We start from the raw sequence: 16,378 nt of genomic DNA on the forward strand, positions 1-16,378 counted from the left end.
AAACTTTATACTCACTTAAACGTCAAACCAGCTATCTAAAGGATTAGCCATGAGATTTAACAATAAAAAACCTTTAACTAGACTACCCATTAAAGTCGCCGCTAGAGGTTTTTATGAGGGCTTCAATAAAGACGTTACGATTACCGCCAAAATCTTACTTGGTATGCTCATTGTTTGGGCAGTAATATCGCCCGAAAATTCAATTTCTATATTAAATTCCATCAATAATTTCTTACTAAATCATTTTTCGACCTGGTATATCTTGTCGGTAGCCTTTTTCTTAATTTTAGCTTTTATTCTGGCGGTTATTCCACGCTACGGAAAGTTAGTTTTAGGAGATCAAGGTGATAAGCCTGAGTTCTCCAACTTTTCATGGTTTTCCATGATTTTTGGTGCAGGTATCGGTGTTGGTATGTTGACCTTTGCGACAGCAGAGCCTATGTATCATTTTGCCAATAATCCTGAAGTCATTCAGGGTTTGGCTACGGCCTCTTCTGCGGATAATGTACGATTTGCATATAAATGGGCGTTTCTACATTGGGGGTTCAGTGCCTGGATTTGCTATTCATTAGTCGGATTATCCATGGCGTACTTTTCTTTTCGCCGTAAGTTACCTCTTACCATTCGTTCAGGGCTAGCGCCATTATTTGGTCAAAAGCTCTCAGGTAAGCTCGGGAATACCATCGATATTATCGCTGTTATTGCCACTATTTTAGGAGTAGCCCAAACCTTAGGTTTTGGAGTTGAGCAATTCGTCTCTAGCATGTACCGGGTTGGGATGGGGGAGTGGTTACTAAATGCGGATGGCAAGTCGTCCACTGCAGCTATTGTCGTTGCTCTGCTAGTTATCGTTGGTGTTGCCACCCTATCAGCTCTTTCTGGGGTCGGTAAAGGCGTGAAATGGCTGTCTAATATCAATATGGGTTTAAGTCTTATTCTTTTTGCATTTTTCTTAATATTCGGTTCGACTTTCTTTGGCTTACAAGCTTTTGTTTTAGGCCTGTTTGACTATGTCGTAGCGCTTCCTGACCTATTGTTTACGGTTTGGCAGCCTGATGGTACACCCGTTGGCGACACCCTTGCCACCTGGCAAAAAGATTGGTCCGTGTTTTATTGGGCATGGTGGATTGCCTTTGGTCCCTTTGTCGGTGTCTTCTTTGCTCGTATTTCACGAGGTCGTAGCATCCGTACTTATCTATTTGGCACTGTGATTCTACCTTCCTTAATGTGTTTTATTTGGTTCTCAGTAGTAGGTGGCACAGCGATTGATTTAACTCTCAATGGAGCGGCAGGAGATGCTATTTCAGGAGTGGGCCAAGAAGCGCAATTGTTAGCAATGCTGGATGTGATGCTATCTTCAGACTTTGCTTGGGCCATGGCAATTTTAGTCTTGGTCTTACTATTGACATATTTAGTCACCACTCTAGATTCAGCTATTTTAGTTATTAATACTATTAACTCAGGTGGTAACGAAGGCCCAAAAGGCCGTCCACATATTATATTTTGGGGCACTATTCTGGCCTTAGTAGTTGGCGTATTACTCATAAGTGGCGGATTAGGTGCCATTAAAACGGCTATGGTTATTGGCGCCTTGCCATTTAGTTTTGTCATGGTGTTAATGGGAGTTTCCTTGGTTAAAGCGATTCTTTACGATACCAGTCAAGCTAACACAACTCAGTTAAATACGCCCGATGATGAATAACTTATAGCAACATCCCAGAGGTAAGGCTCATGATATTCATAATGAGCCTTACCAACATACACTGTAGTACGACCCTCTAAACGGAGTGAAAAACGCTATGAAAACCCAAGAATTTGCTAATATCGATTTTAATTCAGAAAATGGTGTGGGCTATATAACCATCAATAACCCACCTGTTAATACCTTAAGTACAAAGACACTCAATGGATTGGCCGAATGCTTCAAGCAGGCAATAGCAGACCAAGACATCAGAGTTATTGTCATAACAGGCCAAGGCAAGATGTTTGTTGCCGGTGCAGATATTGCAGAGTTTACTGAAGCTTTTAATGATGCCCAAAAAGGTAAAAAATTATCACAAGATGCTCAAGCGGTTATGAACACAATTGAGTCGTCTACCAAGCCTGTGATTGCTGCTATTAATGGTGCTTGTCTAGGTGGTGGCTTAGAACTGGCTATGAGTTGCCATTTACGTATTGCTGCTAACGAAGCCAAATTAGGTCAGCCAGAGTTAAACCTAGGTTTAATCCCTGGTTTCGGTGGGACGCAACGTCTTACCCGTCTAATCAATAAGGCCAAAGCCATAGAGCTTATCCTTATTGGTAATTTCATTGGTGGTCAAGAAGCTGAAAAAATCGGTCTCGTTAATAAATCAGTGCCCCTTACGGAATTAATGGAGGAAACTAAAAAATTTGCTGAATCTATTGCTCTCAATAAAAGCACAGAGTCTGTAAAAGCGACTCTCATCGCCATCAATCAAGGAATTGAGACCACCTTAGACAAGGGGTTAGAGATAGAAGCCGAACAGTGGGCTCAGCTATTTGAGACGAAAAATATGATCGAAGGCGTCAACGCTTTTATGGAAAAACGTAAGCCTAGTTTTAAATAACTCTAATACTATTTAGACGGGCGCTGAACGGTTAAGCCAAATTTCAAATGCAAAAAACCTTTTAAACCTATGGCTAATATAGGGTTAAAAGGTTTTTATTTTTTAGGGCTTTACTAGTTAGAGTTTTCGTAGATACAGTCGAACCAGAATAAAATTAGCACCTCCTATATCACGAAACAGTCTTAGATAAATTATTCTCCATCCATCCATCCATGACGTAGAGATTTTGCCTATGCCCATTGCTTTTCAATGGGGTTAAATCAGGATTATAAGATAGTAGAAAAGGCTAATTAACAGCTAAATACGCGGGGGTAGAGGTACTTAGCGAGGCTTTGATCATCTTGGTCATCTCATCAGCAATGATTTCTTCAGTCCCTGCTTCTAATTCATTTAGTGCTATTTTGACAATGTCTGCAGGTGAAGACTTTTCATCTTCAATACCAGCCGTTAAATCCGTATCTACAAACCCCATATGTAGCCCAGAAACTTGCACATCATAAGGTCTCAAGGCGATACGTTGGGTATTGGTAATTGACCAAGCGGCTGACTTACTGGCGCTATAAGTTGCCAATACATCATTACTAACCCAGCTTCCCAGTGACAGGACATTCAGCGCGGCTGCCCCTGCGTTTTGTTTTAAAGCCGGTTCTAGCGCTTTAACGACTCGTAATAAACCAAAGACATTGGTATCAAAATGAGCCGTTGCGCTGGCAATAACGTCGTCAGATAACACACTGTCTGGAATACCAATGCCAGCATTATTAATGACAACATTAATATCTGGATAATTTTGCGACAAAGCGGCTATATCTTCTTGATTGGTAACGTCTAACTTGATTTTTTCTACGCCAGTAAGGGGAATGCTTTCTGGATTTCTCGCCGCTGCATATACTTTCTTCGCCCCCCTTGCTAAAGCAGCTTTTGCAAATTCAAGTCCGATACCACGATTGGCGCCAGTGATCAGTACGACTGAGTTTTCTATTTTCATTATTCTGTCCTATTTTAAATTGCAATACTCTTGATTTATTTGAAGTTTAAAGAGGTCTATTACCCATTCATAATGCGAGAAAGCACAGCTTGGTGTAGCCTACGCGGTGTTGCCCAAAAAAACATTGCAGTGAACTTATTAGCTAAACCTGCCACGACACTCATGTGTCCAGCGTCTAACGCGCTAATCCCAGCCTTAACCACAGGGGGCGTTTTCATCATCATCATGCGCATGGCGGGTGTGAGACGCTGCTGCGCTGCATCGACAAAGCCGGTGTCACTCAGTCCTGGACACAAAGTGGTGACCGTCACATTGTGGGGTTTAAACTCACGATGCAAGGCCTCTCCAAAGCGCAATACATAGGCTTTTGCGGCTGAGTAAACGGCAAAATTTTCTACACCTTGGAAAGCCAAGATACTGGATATTTGCAAAATCTGTCCCTGCTTACGCTTTTTCATATCCGCACCAAATAAATGCGTCATGGCTGTCAGGCTAGCGATATCCAATTGAATCATAGACAAAGCTGATTCCAACTCACTTTCCAAAAACTCACCTTGCAAACCATGCCCTGCGTTGTTAATCAAAATATCGACGGCTATGCTTTGATCATTTAGACGTGAGTGTAGTTTGGTAATCTCAGTAATATCAGATAGATCCACAGGTTCAACTATTACTTCAACATTGTGCTGTTTGCGTAGGCTTTGCGCCAAGGTCTCCAAGCGTTCTTTGCGGCGGGCTACGAGTATTAGACGGTGGCCACGCTTAGCATACTCTTTGGCAAATTCTTCACCAAAGCCGCTAGAAGCGCCAGTGATAAGAACGGTAGATACTTTATGGGTTGTCATAGTGGGATTCTCTGTAAGTTAAATGTGTCATTGAAAAATATTTTTGGTAAAAATTTTAGGTTTATCAAAAAGATAGTAAGCGTTGTGCAACTCAGTTTTTAAGCATTGTCACCATCAAATACCGATATTTCTAGTATTTTGCGGTATAATGGCACCCTAAAACTTAGACAATGATAGTGATAATTATGGCTAAAATGCCTTTAGATAACCCCAGCTTAGCCAACTGTCCTATAGCGCGTAGCCTGTCGGTATTTGGCGATACTTGGTGCCTACTTATCTTGCGAGATGCACATATGGGCTTAACTCGATTTGATGATTTTCGTAGCAGTTTGGGCATCGCGCCGTCAATGCTAACCAAGCGCTTAACGACTTTAGTTGCAGAAGGGCTGTTGGAAAAACAACGCTACTCACAGCACCCACCGCGTGAAGAATATCTACTGACGACGGCGGGCCAAGATATATTGCCCGTATTATTGGTGCTAGGAGCTTGGGGCCGTAAACACAAGGCTTGCGCTGACCCACTACAAATGCCGGTCTTGGTCGATGCGGAGACTGGCATTGAGATTGAACCGGTAGTCATTGATCAAGTTACTGGGATTGAAATTGGCAAACGCGCTATCCGCAGACAGACTTAAAAGGCGTGTTTGGATCAGGCCCAGTTAAGATTTCGTACCATTAAGATAGGGCGTTTGTACTAAAAGGTTAAGATTTTGCCCGTAAGCGCTTAGTCGCCATCGTGCCCCAACCATTTCTGAGCACCATCCTGATAAAGGCGCGCAAAGCACTCTCATTCGGTTTAGGGGCCTGTCCACGAGCGATTCGTTTGATCTGCCCGCTATACCAGAACACATCCATCACCCCCAGATTATCAATCAGCTTAATACCTACTTTGATCGGCTTGACGGTCTGTCGGCTATCCTGACCTTGCAATAAATACTTAGGCGCATCGGGGTCAATCGTCATTAGTCTGCCAATACCCACCATGTCTAACGCGCCTGAAGCCAAGGCGTTATTCATACCGTGGTAACTTTTAAAACCACCCGTGACCATCAATGGCGTACTCACTCGCTCCCGTACCTGCTCGGCGAATTCCAGAAAGAACGCTTCGCGGGCGACGGTTGATGATTTTTGTGCTTTTGCCACCCCGGTCTCATAAGTACCACCAGAGATTTCAATCAGATCAATACCCGCTGTGGCCAGCGCTTCGATGACTGCTAAGGACTCAGCTTCAGTGAATCCGCCTTTTTGAAAGTCAGCCGAATTTAATTTGAGCGCAATAGGATAATCGGGGCCGACTTGGCGGCGTATTTCTTGATAAATCTCTAGCAGTAAACGGCGGCGTTTGGCAGGACTACCGCCCCAAGCATCCTGACGAATATTATGATGCGGAGATAAAAACTGACTGAGTAAGTAGCCATGAGCCGCATGAATCTGTACCCCACTAAAGCCTGCCTTTTGACAGATAGCGGCGCTGCGACCAAAGCGTTCGATGATGTCGAAAATCTCAGTTTCTGTTGCCGCTTCAGGCGTTGCAAACATGGATTGCGTGTCCTTACTAAAGGGCACTGCAGAGGCCGATATATTACGCTCATTAAGCCCCTTGGGAGACTGCTTACCCGGGTGGTTGAGCTGTGCCCATAACAGTGAGCCTTGAGAGGTTACTGCGCTCGTCCATTGCTGCAAAATAGCCAAATCACGCTCATCTTCAATAACCACATTACCCGGTTCACCTAGCGCCCGGCGATCTATCATGATATTGCCGGTGATGATCATGCCAATGCCAGACTGGGCCCAACGCTGATAAAGGGTCACCAGCTCTTGCGTGGGATTATTGCTATAAGTGGCTAAGGTCTCACTGGTCGCAGCTTTGGCAAGGCGATTGTTGATAACCGTCCCATTCGGCAGCCGCAAAGGCTGGTTGAGTAAGTTGTTACTGGTATTATTGTTACTATGAGTGGCTTGCATACAGTATCTCTCAAAAAATGAACAGCTATGGAATAGAACGGCTTAAAAAACTGCTATTAAAGGCAGCTAGCTATTAAAAAAAGCCAGCTATTAAAGATAGGCAACCAAGCCCTGAAACCACATTACTGCAGCGTAATCGCCATTGATAACTAAATCCTTACTACCGACCGCGCTCAAAAAAGCCCCTGTACTGTCTTTAGCACTCAGCACTGCAAACCCTTTTTTAGCCGAGCTAAAGATCAAGGTAAAATCCGCTTTATTACTTATCCCAGTATGAGAACGAATGCGTTGGTTTTTGACGATGTAATAGCGTCCTTCTCCGTTAGCCGTTTGGATCTGAAAAGTTATTTCTTGACCCTGAGCATGTGCGGCAGCCTTAGGATTTTTTCGGATAGCACGCTGCATTAATGTCGTTAATAGTAAGAGTAAAATTTTAAATCTCAACATGAGGTTTTTATCCAAATAGATTGCGATTGAAGGAGCAAATGCTAACGTCAGGCCAAGCTATTCATTCAAAAATACTAGGGCATGGCTTAAAAAGCGTTCAGGATACTGAAATTGTGCCCCATGACCGGCATCTGGATAAATAAATAACTGCGCATTGGGAATATGCTGCGCCATATGGTAGGAATTAATGGTCGGAATCATCACATCATCTTTCCCATTTAAAATAAAAGTGGGTTGCAGAATCTTTTCTAGATGGGCGAAAGGCTGACTATCGTCAAGCTTTGGCAAGAAGTGTAGGTTGGCTTCGATTTGCGCTTGCATAACAGCAGGTGAGCTCGGCGGATCTTGCTGAACGCGTTGGTGACGGCGCTCCCAAAAGCGATTACCGGCTTCAACAGCTGCTTTTGAGCGGCCAAAGAATAGGAATAAAAAATTGTCTTTTGTCGGCGTAGACTGCGTGGCATGCTTGTAGACTAAGGCAGGAATATCCTTATCTTCATGACCTGGTTTGCCGCCACGTGGCCCTGTACCCAGTAGCATCAGTTTACGCACTAGCTCAGGATGGCGAAGCGTCAAATCTTGCGCCTGAAAGCCGCCTAAAGAGAAACCCAATACATCGACCTGCTTGAGACCCAACGCACGAATAACGGCTGCTGCATCATCGGCCATTGCCTCTATGCGCGTGCAGGGTGTCCCCGTTGAGGAAGCGACGCCGCGACCGTTGAACAAAATAACTTCTTGATTGGTAGCGATACCATCCGTCATAAGAGGGTCCCAATTGTCCATACCGCCACGGAAATGCTGCAAAAAAAACAACGGTGGATTTGAGCTTTCTTTATTGCCCCATCTGCGATAAGCAAAGATAGCCCCATCAACTTCTATAAACTGCGTTGGAGCCGTTAAATGAGTCGTAGTCATACAAGAGACACCTTAAATAATAGGTATTGAGATAAAATTAATTTTTTGCCAAAAAAACAAGCGTTTGTTTGACGAAATCTTCATGGTATTGAAAAACACTACCGTGTCCAGCATCGGGGTATATGATTAACTGACTGTTGGGCAATCGCTTTGCTAAATCATAAGTATTAAGTGTTGGCACCATACGATCATGATCTCCATTGACGACCAAACTAGGCTGTTCAATGACAGAGAGATCCACAGGGTTTTTGTTGCCCCACTTTTTCAATGCTTTAAGTTGAGCACGATATGCGGAAATCGTGATTTCTTTGTCAAGATTTTCAGTGCGTTCATTGATACGCTCAATAAACGCTTTTGCCGAACGCTTACCATTGTCAGTACGTGTGAAAAATAGAAATACTTTGGGGTCTTGACGGGTAATTAAACCTCGAACTAAATCTCTATTAGAAATCCTGCTAACTTTAGCAATGCCTTCTCCGCCAGCAGGTCCTGTGCCAGAAATGACCATTTTTCTAACCAAATTGGGATTTTTTAATACAATTTCCTGTGAAATCATGCCACCCATAGAAAAACCAAATAGATCAACCTTGCTAAATCCTTTTGCTTCAATAAAGGTGATTGCGTCATCCGCCATCTGCTCTATTGATTCAGCGGGTTGACCCGTTGTAGCGCCCACACCCCGGTTATCAAACACCACCACGTGATGTGTTTTGGCAATACCGTCAATAATTCGTGGATCCCAGTTATCTAATACCGCGGCCAAATGGTTCAAAAATATGATTGGCGTACCACCATTTTGCTGACCATACTCTCGATAAGCAAAATTGACACCACCTGAGTTAATAAATTCAGTAGGCACCGTTGTCCATTGGTATTGAGGTTGTTGTACTGACATCGTATTTTCTCCTGCAGAGTAAAAAATATCGGAATCTACGCTCGCTGATGGTTTAGCCAACGCGTATAGAACTCAACTTGCTTTTGGGTCTCCCATACGATCAGCAGCTTTCGAGGACGCTTTTAGCGAGGTGTACACACCGGCAGCGGCCATGCTCATTTCTGGCATATTGGCATAGATGGTTTCAAACTGACCTGCGGAAACTTTATAGACCTCATGCCAGATTCCCACATTGCCGTTATAGCCTGTACGTTTAAAAAACGCTTTCATAGCGGGTTTATGATCCAGCTTCTTATCATTAGCCCAAGCTATTAGATCCTCAAAAGAGCGCCAATGCTGGATTAGAAAGATCACCCTAGGATCATCTAGTGACCAGACAGTTTGTGAATTTAATAGCGGCTTACCCGGCAGCTGTAGCGCATTTTTAGTCATAGATTTTGCCGCTCTCATGACTGGCAACCACTCTCTCACTTTAGCGACTTTGTTGATACGAAACCCAATAAAGACCACTATAAAATCATCAGGATAATTTGCCGTGTAACGGCCTTGCTTGATAGTCATAAGTCACCCGGTAATAAATAAACTTAAATTGTAGTGAGAGATAATTTCAGCTGGATTATGGACGAGATACTATAGTAATATAACAATCATGTCACTATCTTTTTAGTAGTAACTAAGCTGTTTTTGTATTATTATTGGCCAAGATAGGACTGCGTAAGACTTATTTGCGCAGACGTGTATTATTCAAAACACACTTACGATCATTACACTTAGGTAAAGTATTATGAGAGCCGCTTATATAAATCACTATGGTAAGCTCGACCAGATTCAATTTGGCGACCAACCCAAACCGACGATTCAAAGCGATGAAGTTTTGGTTAAGGGTCATGCAGTGAGTATTAATCCACTCGATTTACGCATGGTAGAAGGGGAATTTAAAGCTGTTTTGCCTGTGCAGTTTCCTTTTATTTTAGGCAATGATTTAGCAGGAGTCATTGTCGAGGTTGGTGCAGAAGTTAAGCAATTCAAAGTGGGAGATGAGGTTTTTGCTAAGACGGATGAGCAAGGCTCTTTCGCTGAATATACAACCCTTAAAGAAACTTCAGTTGCTCTGAAACCTAAAAACATTGCTATGACGCAAGCCGCTGCCTTGCCCTTGGTTGCTCTGACAGCATGGCAAGCGCTCGTGGAAATAGCACAGCTAAAACGTGGACAGAAAGTCCTTATTCATGCCGGTTCTGGTGGTGTGGGGTCCATTGCTATTCAGCTCGCTAAGCATTTAGGAGCCTACGTGGCCACAACAGCAAGTGCTAAAAATGCTGATTGGCTAAAAGACTTAGGGGCAGACCTCGTCATCGATTATAAGACGACGAATTTCACGGATGTATTGTCTGATTACGATGTGGTGTTTGATACGCAAGGCGGCGACACTTTAGAGCAGTCTCTGCAGGTCTTAAAGCGTGGCGGTATCGTAGTGAGCATAGCAGGACAACCCGATAAGAATATGGCAAAAGCCATTAATGCTAACTGGCTCATGAGCAAGATTATCCCCATGCTCAGCCTGCCTATTAGAATAAAAGCTAAGAAATTCGGCGTTCGCTATCACTTTTTATTTATGCAGCCAAATGGAGAGCAATTGTCCCGTATTGCTGAGCTTGTAGAAGCAGAAGAAATTATTCCAGTGCTGGATCAGGTTTATGATTTCGCTGACTTTACCCAGGCTATCGAACATGTAAATGACGGTCATAGCAAAGGCAAAGTAGTGGTCAATTTACTTTGAAACTTCTCTTAAAATAACCGTAGAAAGTTAAGTCTGAAAAATAACCATTAAGATAAAGGACTATAAAATGGATGTTACAAAAATGGATGTTGCAGAGGTGATGGCTACTTGGGAAGCTGACGATTTGCGAGTACGTGCTAAATTAGGCCCTGCAGGGGTCACATCGCCTGCGCAATTGGCCAGCATGAGCGGTAAAGCGCTTTTAGATGCGATTTTTGCTGGAGAGTTACCCTCGCCACCCATTGGCGAAACGCTAGATTTTATTCCTATTCATATAGAAGACGGTCGTGCCATTTTTCAGGGTCGGCCAAATGAAAAACATTACAACCCATTAGGCAGCGTGCACGGCGGTTGGTTTTGCACCATGCTTGACTCTGCCGTCGGCTGCGCTATTCACTCAACCTTACCCGCTGGTAAAGGCTATACCACCTTAGAGATTAAAGTAAATATGATTCGTGCCTTGACCAAGGCAATCCCGTTGGTGCGCGCTGAAGCCGAAATTATTCATGTGGGCCGGCAAACCGCCACGGCTGAGGGTCGTATTGTGGGTCCTGATGGCAAGCTATATGCTCATGCCACGACGACTTGCTTAATATTTGATATGAAGCAGTCAGGATAATGACGACTTTTTACTAAATCTGGTTTCGATTATTCACTCATCATAAGACCAATACTATGCAAACATTCGACCGTACCATCCCTTTAGAAGCTAAAAAAGCGCGCTATTATGACCTGTCTTCTTTAGGGGATAAGGTTAAAAAAGGTACGTTATCTCCTGCGCATTTTTATGGTGGCAATGGCTTTACGACGGGCACCTATCTGCCACTATTAACCAAACTTAGTGAGCAGTTCACTATCACTAGTCTGGCTATGCGCGGTTATTGGCATGACCTGCCTGCAGTGAAAAAGCTCACCCGTGAGGAAGATGCTGATACGCTGATTGATTTTTTAGTAAAAACACAGGATAAGCCAATCGTTGGGATAGGACATTCGCAAGGCGCTACTGCCACCGCGATTGCTGCGGCCAAACGCCCAGAGCTCTTCTCAGAGTTATATTTGATAGAGCCGGTTACTTTTACCAAATCACAGACCTTGATGATGAACGCCGCCCCTGATGAGATAAAGATAACTCAAGAACCTTTTAAAAGTACGTTAGCCAAGCAAACGGATTGGGAAAGTATTGAGGCCTATTACGACTATCTACGAGCCCATCGCCCATTCAAGCGTATTGCTGATGACCACCTTTATACCTTTGCCCAGTACAGTCTGGTGCAAAATGAGCAAGGGAACTATAGTCTATTGTTTGCGCCTGCACAGGAATTGGCGAGCTACTTTGATACTCCTTTCGTCAATGATGCCTTAAAAGACCTCAATGCGCTTGAGCTGCCCTACACCATTATTGTGGGCAAACCTTCTATGTTTATTAGCGATGAAGTTCGTAAAGTCTGGGAACATCTTGTCCCTGCTGAACGACTCATTGAGCTGTCAGACAATGGCCATCTGCTGCCCATGGAAGCCCCTGACCAGTGTGCGACTATCATTATGGAGGCCTTCAGCAACAGTACCCCTGCATCCTAGTAGGGGTGAGCTAAAAAATTAGGGTTAACCGCGAGCACAAGGCCTGAGCTACTGAGCCTCTTTAGGCTCAGATTGGCTACTGGCATAAATAAAATAAAGCGCAATTGCCAAACAAACCAAAGCACTGACTACTTTGGCTATCGACGCTACTAACGGTGTCACTTTTAACGCTGGTATTTTAAACAATCAAGGAGGCAGTACTCAGATCGTCTCTAAAGACGGCGATGTCGCCTTTAACGCTATCAAAACTGGCAATGAAATTCGTGCTATCGGTGATGCTAATAATTACTATATAGACGGTCAAAGCCAAGATATAGGCAGCCGTATCTCAAGTTATGGCGATTTAGGTATTGCAGCTAAAAATGTCTCAGGAACGGCAGCGACGCTTACTAGCGATAGTGGTAACACTTCTATTTATGCCAAAAACGATGTTACCTTTAAAGAGGGGCGTGCCACCTCCGAGTTCTCAACCGCTAATAAAATGAGCAGCAGTGGCTTCTTAAGTAAAAAGACCACTCAGGATCGTTTTGATACCCAAAATGATAGTGCCATCAGCAGTAACATTGAAGGCAATCAAGTCGCTATTCAAGCCGGCAATAATATAAGTCTAACGGGCACTAACGCTATCAGTGATAAAGGCACTAGTCTCACCGCAGGTGGCGACATAGATATCCTAGCGGCGCAAAACACCTCTAGCGAAAGCACTTATAGCCAAACTAAAAAGTCAGGATTGTTCGGTTCCGATGGCGGCATGGGCTTTACCATCGGTAAGCAGCAAACTGATGAGACTAATGCTCAAACCGCACTGACCCATACTGCCAGTAACATCGCTGCGATTGACGGCAACGTTATCATTAATGCGGGTGGCAGCTATCAGCAGACAGGTAGTAACTTGATTGCTGGTATGGGCGCTGATAGCGACAAAGACATCAATTCCACGGAGCGTGGCAACACTATTGTCCGCGCCAAACAGATATCAACATCGATAGTGTCAAAGATGTCTACACTAATCAAAGCGAAGAGAAGTTTAAGCAAAGCGGTCTAACGGTGTCAGTTTCAAACAGCCTGATTGACAGTGCCAAAGCAATCGATAGTCTCGTTGATGCTGGCGGTAATACTGATAGCATGCGCATGAAAGGAATGGCTGCAGTAGCAGGTGCTCTTAAGACCAGATCACTAGCTAAAGAGGCTACTAGTGCTGCAAAAGGACTAGTTGGTGGTGTCAATGTAGATAGCTTAAAAGGACTTGGCAACACCCGAATACAAGCCACTATCGGCTCGCAAAAGAGCCAATCTAACTCTAGTAGCTACACTGAGATCAACCAAGGCTCAAACATCACTACTAATAACTTAGCGCTCATCGCAACCGGTGCTGGCACTAATAGTAATATTAATGTCAATGGGAGTAATCTAAACGTCACCAATAACGCGCTATTCCAAGCCGACAACGACTTCAATGTCAGTGGAGTGGCACAAAATAGCAATACTCGTAGCACCAACAAAAGCTCAAGCACCGCGATTGGCGGTTTTGCAGATACTAGAGGTAGCGCCGGTATCACCGCCAGTGCCAGCAAAGGTAAAGGCTATGCCAACAGCGATTCAGTGACCTATGCCAACAGCCAACTTAACATTGGCGGTACTACCACCTTTGACATTGGTAATGACGTCAATATCAAAGGCGGTGTGATTAATACCAATAAAGCCCAAGGCCAAATCCTTGGCGACGTCAACATCGAATCGCTACAAGACACGTCCACCTATGAAAGCGACCAGAAGAACATCGGCTTTAGCGCTGACATCGACATAGCAGGCGGTGGCGCAGGATCAAGCCTATCCGTCAATGGTGGCAAGACCGATATCAATGCCGACTATAAAGCTGTGGGTCAGCAGTCGGGTATCTTTACAGGAGATGGTGGCTTTAATCTCACCGTGGATGGTAAGACCGATCTTATTGGTGGGGCGATTACCACCACTGATGCTGCGGTAGCTGCAGGACTGAACAACTATGTCAGCAAAGGCGGTATTACCACTCGAGATATAGAGAACACCAGTAATTATGAAGGTGATGCTATTCAAGTTGGCATCAGTCTTGGTATGACGGATAACAAGCCTCAAGGCAATACTAATGGTTTGGGCTATGGCACTGATAGCGACAGTGATAGCAGTACCACCCGTGCAGGTATTACAGGTATCGCGGGTAACAGTGGCATCACCACCGACAATCGAGAGGAGTATGCAGGGGCGCTTGAGAATGGGTTTGATGAAACCCGAGTCAATGAGGAGCTTGGGGCGCAGACTCAGATCACTCAAGCCTTTGATCAAGAGCGTCGTAAGATAAAGACTGAGATTAATGCTAAAGAAAAAGCATTGCGAGATGAAGCAGAAGCAGCTAGTGATTCTGGAGATTATCAAACAGCGCAAGAGAAGTTTGCGGCAGCAGATAAGCTTGTGAATCAAGGATTATTATTTGATGCTGTCGCAGGTGCAATATATGGACCTAACAGTAATGGAACGATAGGTTATGTCGCTAAAGCTGTCAGTCCAGCAGTCTCTTTTAAAATCGGACAGTATTACAAAGATTTAGAGGCTAATCAGGATGATAAACTTACTGGTGGACAAGAAGCAGGTCATATTTTAGCTCATGCTTTACTAGGGGCTGCCGTCAGCTATGCTACAGGCAATGATGCCCTTACTGGCGGTGTATCTGCTGGTACAGCAGAAGCCGCAGCACCATTATTATCTCAACTTTTATATGAAAAAGACACAAATGAGTTAACCGCTGAGCAAAAGGATACTGTTAGCAGTATTGTTAGTGCACTTGGTGCTGGTATTGGTGCGACTACAGGTAATTCTAGTGAAGCTGCTAATTCTGCAGAAATAAGTAAAGTTGCAGCTGAGAATAATGATGGTGGACCTCAGACTTACGGTCAATCAAAAGCTGAGCTTATGAAAGAAACCTGGGAGATGAACAATGGACCTATTGGCAAGTTTTTAAATAAAAACCAAAAATATATCTTGATAGGAACAGATTTCTTACCTGTAATTGGCGACATTAAAGGAGTAAAAGAAGCTGAAGACACTGGTGATTATGTTTTTGCTGCAATCGGTCTATTTCCACTATATGGAGATGCGTTACAAAAGGCTCATAAAGCTGAAAAGGCTTATCAACAAGCTAAGGTAGCTGAAGACGTAGAGGGCATGAAAAAAGCGTCGCAAGAAGCTGTAAATGTGCTTAAATCTCAAGGCAAAGCTAGTGAAGCTACAGGTTCTCAGATTATTAAAAAAGTTGAGAGTGGTCAGAATGTAAAGCCTGCTAAGGTTAAGCAAAGTGACACAGGAGTGGTAACTCAACCTACAAATAAAGCTTCTTTTAATGATATCTCAAAAGATATTGATAAGTGGTCATTAACCCCCATAAGTGATAGACAAAAAGGCATGATTTACGACAAGCTATCTACTGTAAAACAACGTTCTAAGGAACAAACGGAACAGATGAGAAAAAATGGCTTTTCCAAAGCAAAACAAAGAGAATTAATTTCACAATGGGAGAATGAAACAGGATCTGTATGGCCAGCAGGAGCAACACCACATCATGCGATACCACTAAAAAATGGTGGTTCAAATGAGTGGTGGAATTTAGTTCCAGTCAAGCATCCTCACACTGGGACTATACACGGTACTGGCTCAGCGTTGAGAGAAAACCTCCCTTATAGTATTAAACCAGGGATCATAACGGAGATTAAATAATGATTTCAACAACTATTCATGAAAAAATAAATGAATTAATTAATGAAAGTTCGGGTAAATACATTCAAATAGCTTCAGGTCATGAGTATTATTTTACTCGAACAGCTAAGTACACTGAAACTGATATTGATTTTTTTCAAGAAAATATAGGTTGTGCGTTGCCTAAGCACTACGCTGAGTTTTTGATTAAGGTAGGGGCTTGCAAATTATATTTTGATAAGTATGATTTAGGCATTGTGTTTTATAGGTTGGAAGAAATAGTAGGTCTAATGGATAGCATTTTCTTAAACAGAAACAACCCTTTTCCTAAATTAATAATAATCGGAGCTAATCTAAATAATGGAGATAGTCTTGGTATTAATATGACTTTAAAAAACGATTCGAATTTCTCTATTTTCAGTCCAGAAGAAGATCCTGAGAGTTGGATGGAAGATACAGAAAAAAATATTACTTTAAATTATTTTTTAGAAAAACTTTTCTACTCTTATGGTGAGGATTATTACTTATAACTATTAATTGCTTAAGATTATATTGGAGTAGAAATTATGATAATTAATATAGATTCAAAAAAATCTATAAAGCAGAAGATTTAGATCTCGATACTTGGGAACCTATTTGGCGAGAGCA

Annotated in this window: 16 protein-coding genes; 9 read left to right on the forward strand and 7 right to left on the reverse strand. The window is 43.2% G+C overall.

Annotated features, from left to right (window positions below; genetic code table 11):
* The first annotated feature begins 49 nt into the window (after positions 1–49).
* Positions 50–1,702, forward strand: coding sequence for a BCCT family transporter (locus ACZ2XM_RS00720; protein WP_490588071.1), 1,653 nt, complete (start codon positions 50–52; stop codon positions 1,700–1,702).
* A gap of 97 nt (positions 1,703–1,799) precedes the next feature.
* Positions 1,800–2,588 (forward strand): enoyl-CoA hydratase-related protein, encoded by a 789-nt coding sequence (locus ACZ2XM_RS00725; protein WP_490588070.1) that lies wholly within the window; start codon positions 1,800–1,802, stop codon positions 2,586–2,588.
* 286 nt (positions 2,589–2,874) lie between these two features.
* Here the strand turns inward: ACZ2XM_RS00725 and ACZ2XM_RS00730 are convergent, their stop codons facing one another.
* Together ACZ2XM_RS00730 and ACZ2XM_RS00735 are read right to left on the reverse strand one after the other, a co-directional pair.
* The gene (locus ACZ2XM_RS00730) at positions 2,875–3,576 is read right to left on the reverse strand and encodes an SDR family oxidoreductase (protein ID WP_490588069.1); all 702 of its coding nucleotides are present in this window, start codon (positions 3,574–3,576) and stop codon (positions 2,875–2,877) included.
* Positions 3,577–3,635: 59 nt separating this feature from the next.
* Positions 3,636–4,421 (reverse strand): SDR family NAD(P)-dependent oxidoreductase, encoded by a 786-nt coding sequence (locus ACZ2XM_RS00735; RefSeq protein ID WP_490588068.1) that lies wholly within the window; start codon positions 4,419–4,421, stop codon positions 3,636–3,638.
* 185 nt (positions 4,422–4,606) lie between these two features.
* On the opposite strand from ACZ2XM_RS00735, the gene ACZ2XM_RS00740 reads away from it, so the two are divergent.
* Positions 4,607–5,056: a winged helix-turn-helix transcriptional regulator gene (locus ACZ2XM_RS00740; RefSeq protein WP_490588067.1), complete on the forward strand. Its 450-nt coding sequence runs from the start codon at positions 4,607–4,609 to the stop codon at positions 5,054–5,056.
* A 67-nt stretch (positions 5,057–5,123) separates the two neighbouring features.
* On the opposite strand, the gene ACZ2XM_RS00745 is transcribed toward ACZ2XM_RS00740, so the two are convergent.
* The 5 genes from ACZ2XM_RS00745 to ACZ2XM_RS00765 all read right to left on the reverse strand — a co-directional run bounded on the left by ACZ2XM_RS00745 (position 5,124) and on the right by ACZ2XM_RS00765 (position 9,207).
* Positions 5,124–6,386 carry an NADH:flavin oxidoreductase/NADH oxidase family protein gene (locus tag ACZ2XM_RS00745; protein ID WP_490588066.1) on the reverse strand — a complete coding sequence of 421 codons (1,263 nt, stop codon included), beginning with the start codon at positions 6,384–6,386 and terminating at the stop codon, positions 5,124–5,126.
* A 90-nt stretch (positions 6,387–6,476) separates the two neighbouring features.
* The gene (locus tag ACZ2XM_RS00750; protein WP_490588065.1) at positions 6,477–6,833 is read right to left on the reverse strand and encodes a helicase; all 357 of its coding nucleotides are present in this window, start codon (positions 6,831–6,833) and stop codon (positions 6,477–6,479) included.
* A 57-nt stretch (positions 6,834–6,890) separates the two neighbouring features.
* A complete protein-coding gene (locus ACZ2XM_RS00755; RefSeq protein WP_490588064.1) occupies positions 6,891–7,751 on the reverse strand; it encodes an alpha/beta fold hydrolase in 861 nt (286 codons plus the stop codon).
* A gap of 37 nt (positions 7,752–7,788) precedes the next feature.
* Positions 7,789–8,646 carry an alpha/beta fold hydrolase gene (locus ACZ2XM_RS00760; protein WP_490588063.1) on the reverse strand — a complete coding sequence of 286 codons (858 nt, stop codon included), beginning with the start codon at positions 8,644–8,646 and terminating at the stop codon, positions 7,789–7,791.
* Between the two features lie 72 nt (positions 8,647–8,718).
* Positions 8,719–9,207: a monooxygenase family protein gene (locus ACZ2XM_RS00765; RefSeq protein ID WP_490588062.1), complete on the reverse strand. Its 489-nt coding sequence runs from the start codon at positions 9,205–9,207 to the stop codon at positions 8,719–8,721.
* Between the two features lie 223 nt (positions 9,208–9,430).
* On the opposite strand from ACZ2XM_RS00765, the gene ACZ2XM_RS00770 reads away from it, so the two are divergent.
* From ACZ2XM_RS00770 to ACZ2XM_RS00795, 6 genes are all read left to right on the forward strand, one after another.
* Positions 9,431–10,426: an NADP-dependent oxidoreductase gene (locus tag ACZ2XM_RS00770; RefSeq protein WP_490588061.1), complete on the forward strand. Its 996-nt coding sequence runs from the start codon at positions 9,431–9,433 to the stop codon at positions 10,424–10,426.
* A gap of 67 nt (positions 10,427–10,493) precedes the next feature.
* On the forward strand, positions 10,494–11,045 hold the full coding sequence (locus ACZ2XM_RS00775; RefSeq protein ID WP_490588060.1) for a PaaI family thioesterase: 552 nt from the start codon (positions 10,494–10,496) through the stop codon (positions 11,043–11,045).
* 56 nt (positions 11,046–11,101) lie between these two features.
* Positions 11,102–12,004, forward strand: coding sequence for an alpha/beta fold hydrolase (locus ACZ2XM_RS00780; RefSeq protein WP_490588059.1), 903 nt, complete (start codon positions 11,102–11,104; stop codon positions 12,002–12,004).
* Positions 12,005–12,137: 133 nt separating this feature from the next.
* On the forward strand, positions 12,138–13,049 hold the full coding sequence (locus ACZ2XM_RS00785; RefSeq protein WP_490588058.1) for a hemagglutinin repeat-containing protein: 912 nt from the start codon (positions 12,138–12,140) through the stop codon (positions 13,047–13,049).
* Positions 13,050–13,051: 2 nt separating this feature from the next.
* Positions 13,052–15,751 carry a hemagglutinin repeat-containing protein gene (locus ACZ2XM_RS00790; RefSeq protein ID WP_490588057.1) on the forward strand — a complete coding sequence of 900 codons (2,700 nt, stop codon included), beginning with the start codon at positions 13,052–13,054 and terminating at the stop codon, positions 15,749–15,751.
* The gene (locus ACZ2XM_RS00795; protein ID WP_490588056.1) at positions 15,751–16,260 is read left to right on the forward strand and encodes an SMI1/KNR4 family protein; all 510 of its coding nucleotides are present in this window, start codon (positions 15,751–15,753) and stop codon (positions 16,258–16,260) included. The genes ACZ2XM_RS00790 and ACZ2XM_RS00795 overlap by 1 nt, the downstream gene beginning before the upstream one ends.
* The last annotated feature ends 118 nt before the right edge of the window (positions 16,261–16,378 follow it).

This window comes from Psychrobacter sp. CoH-33_TS_01 (assembly GCF_058189395.1).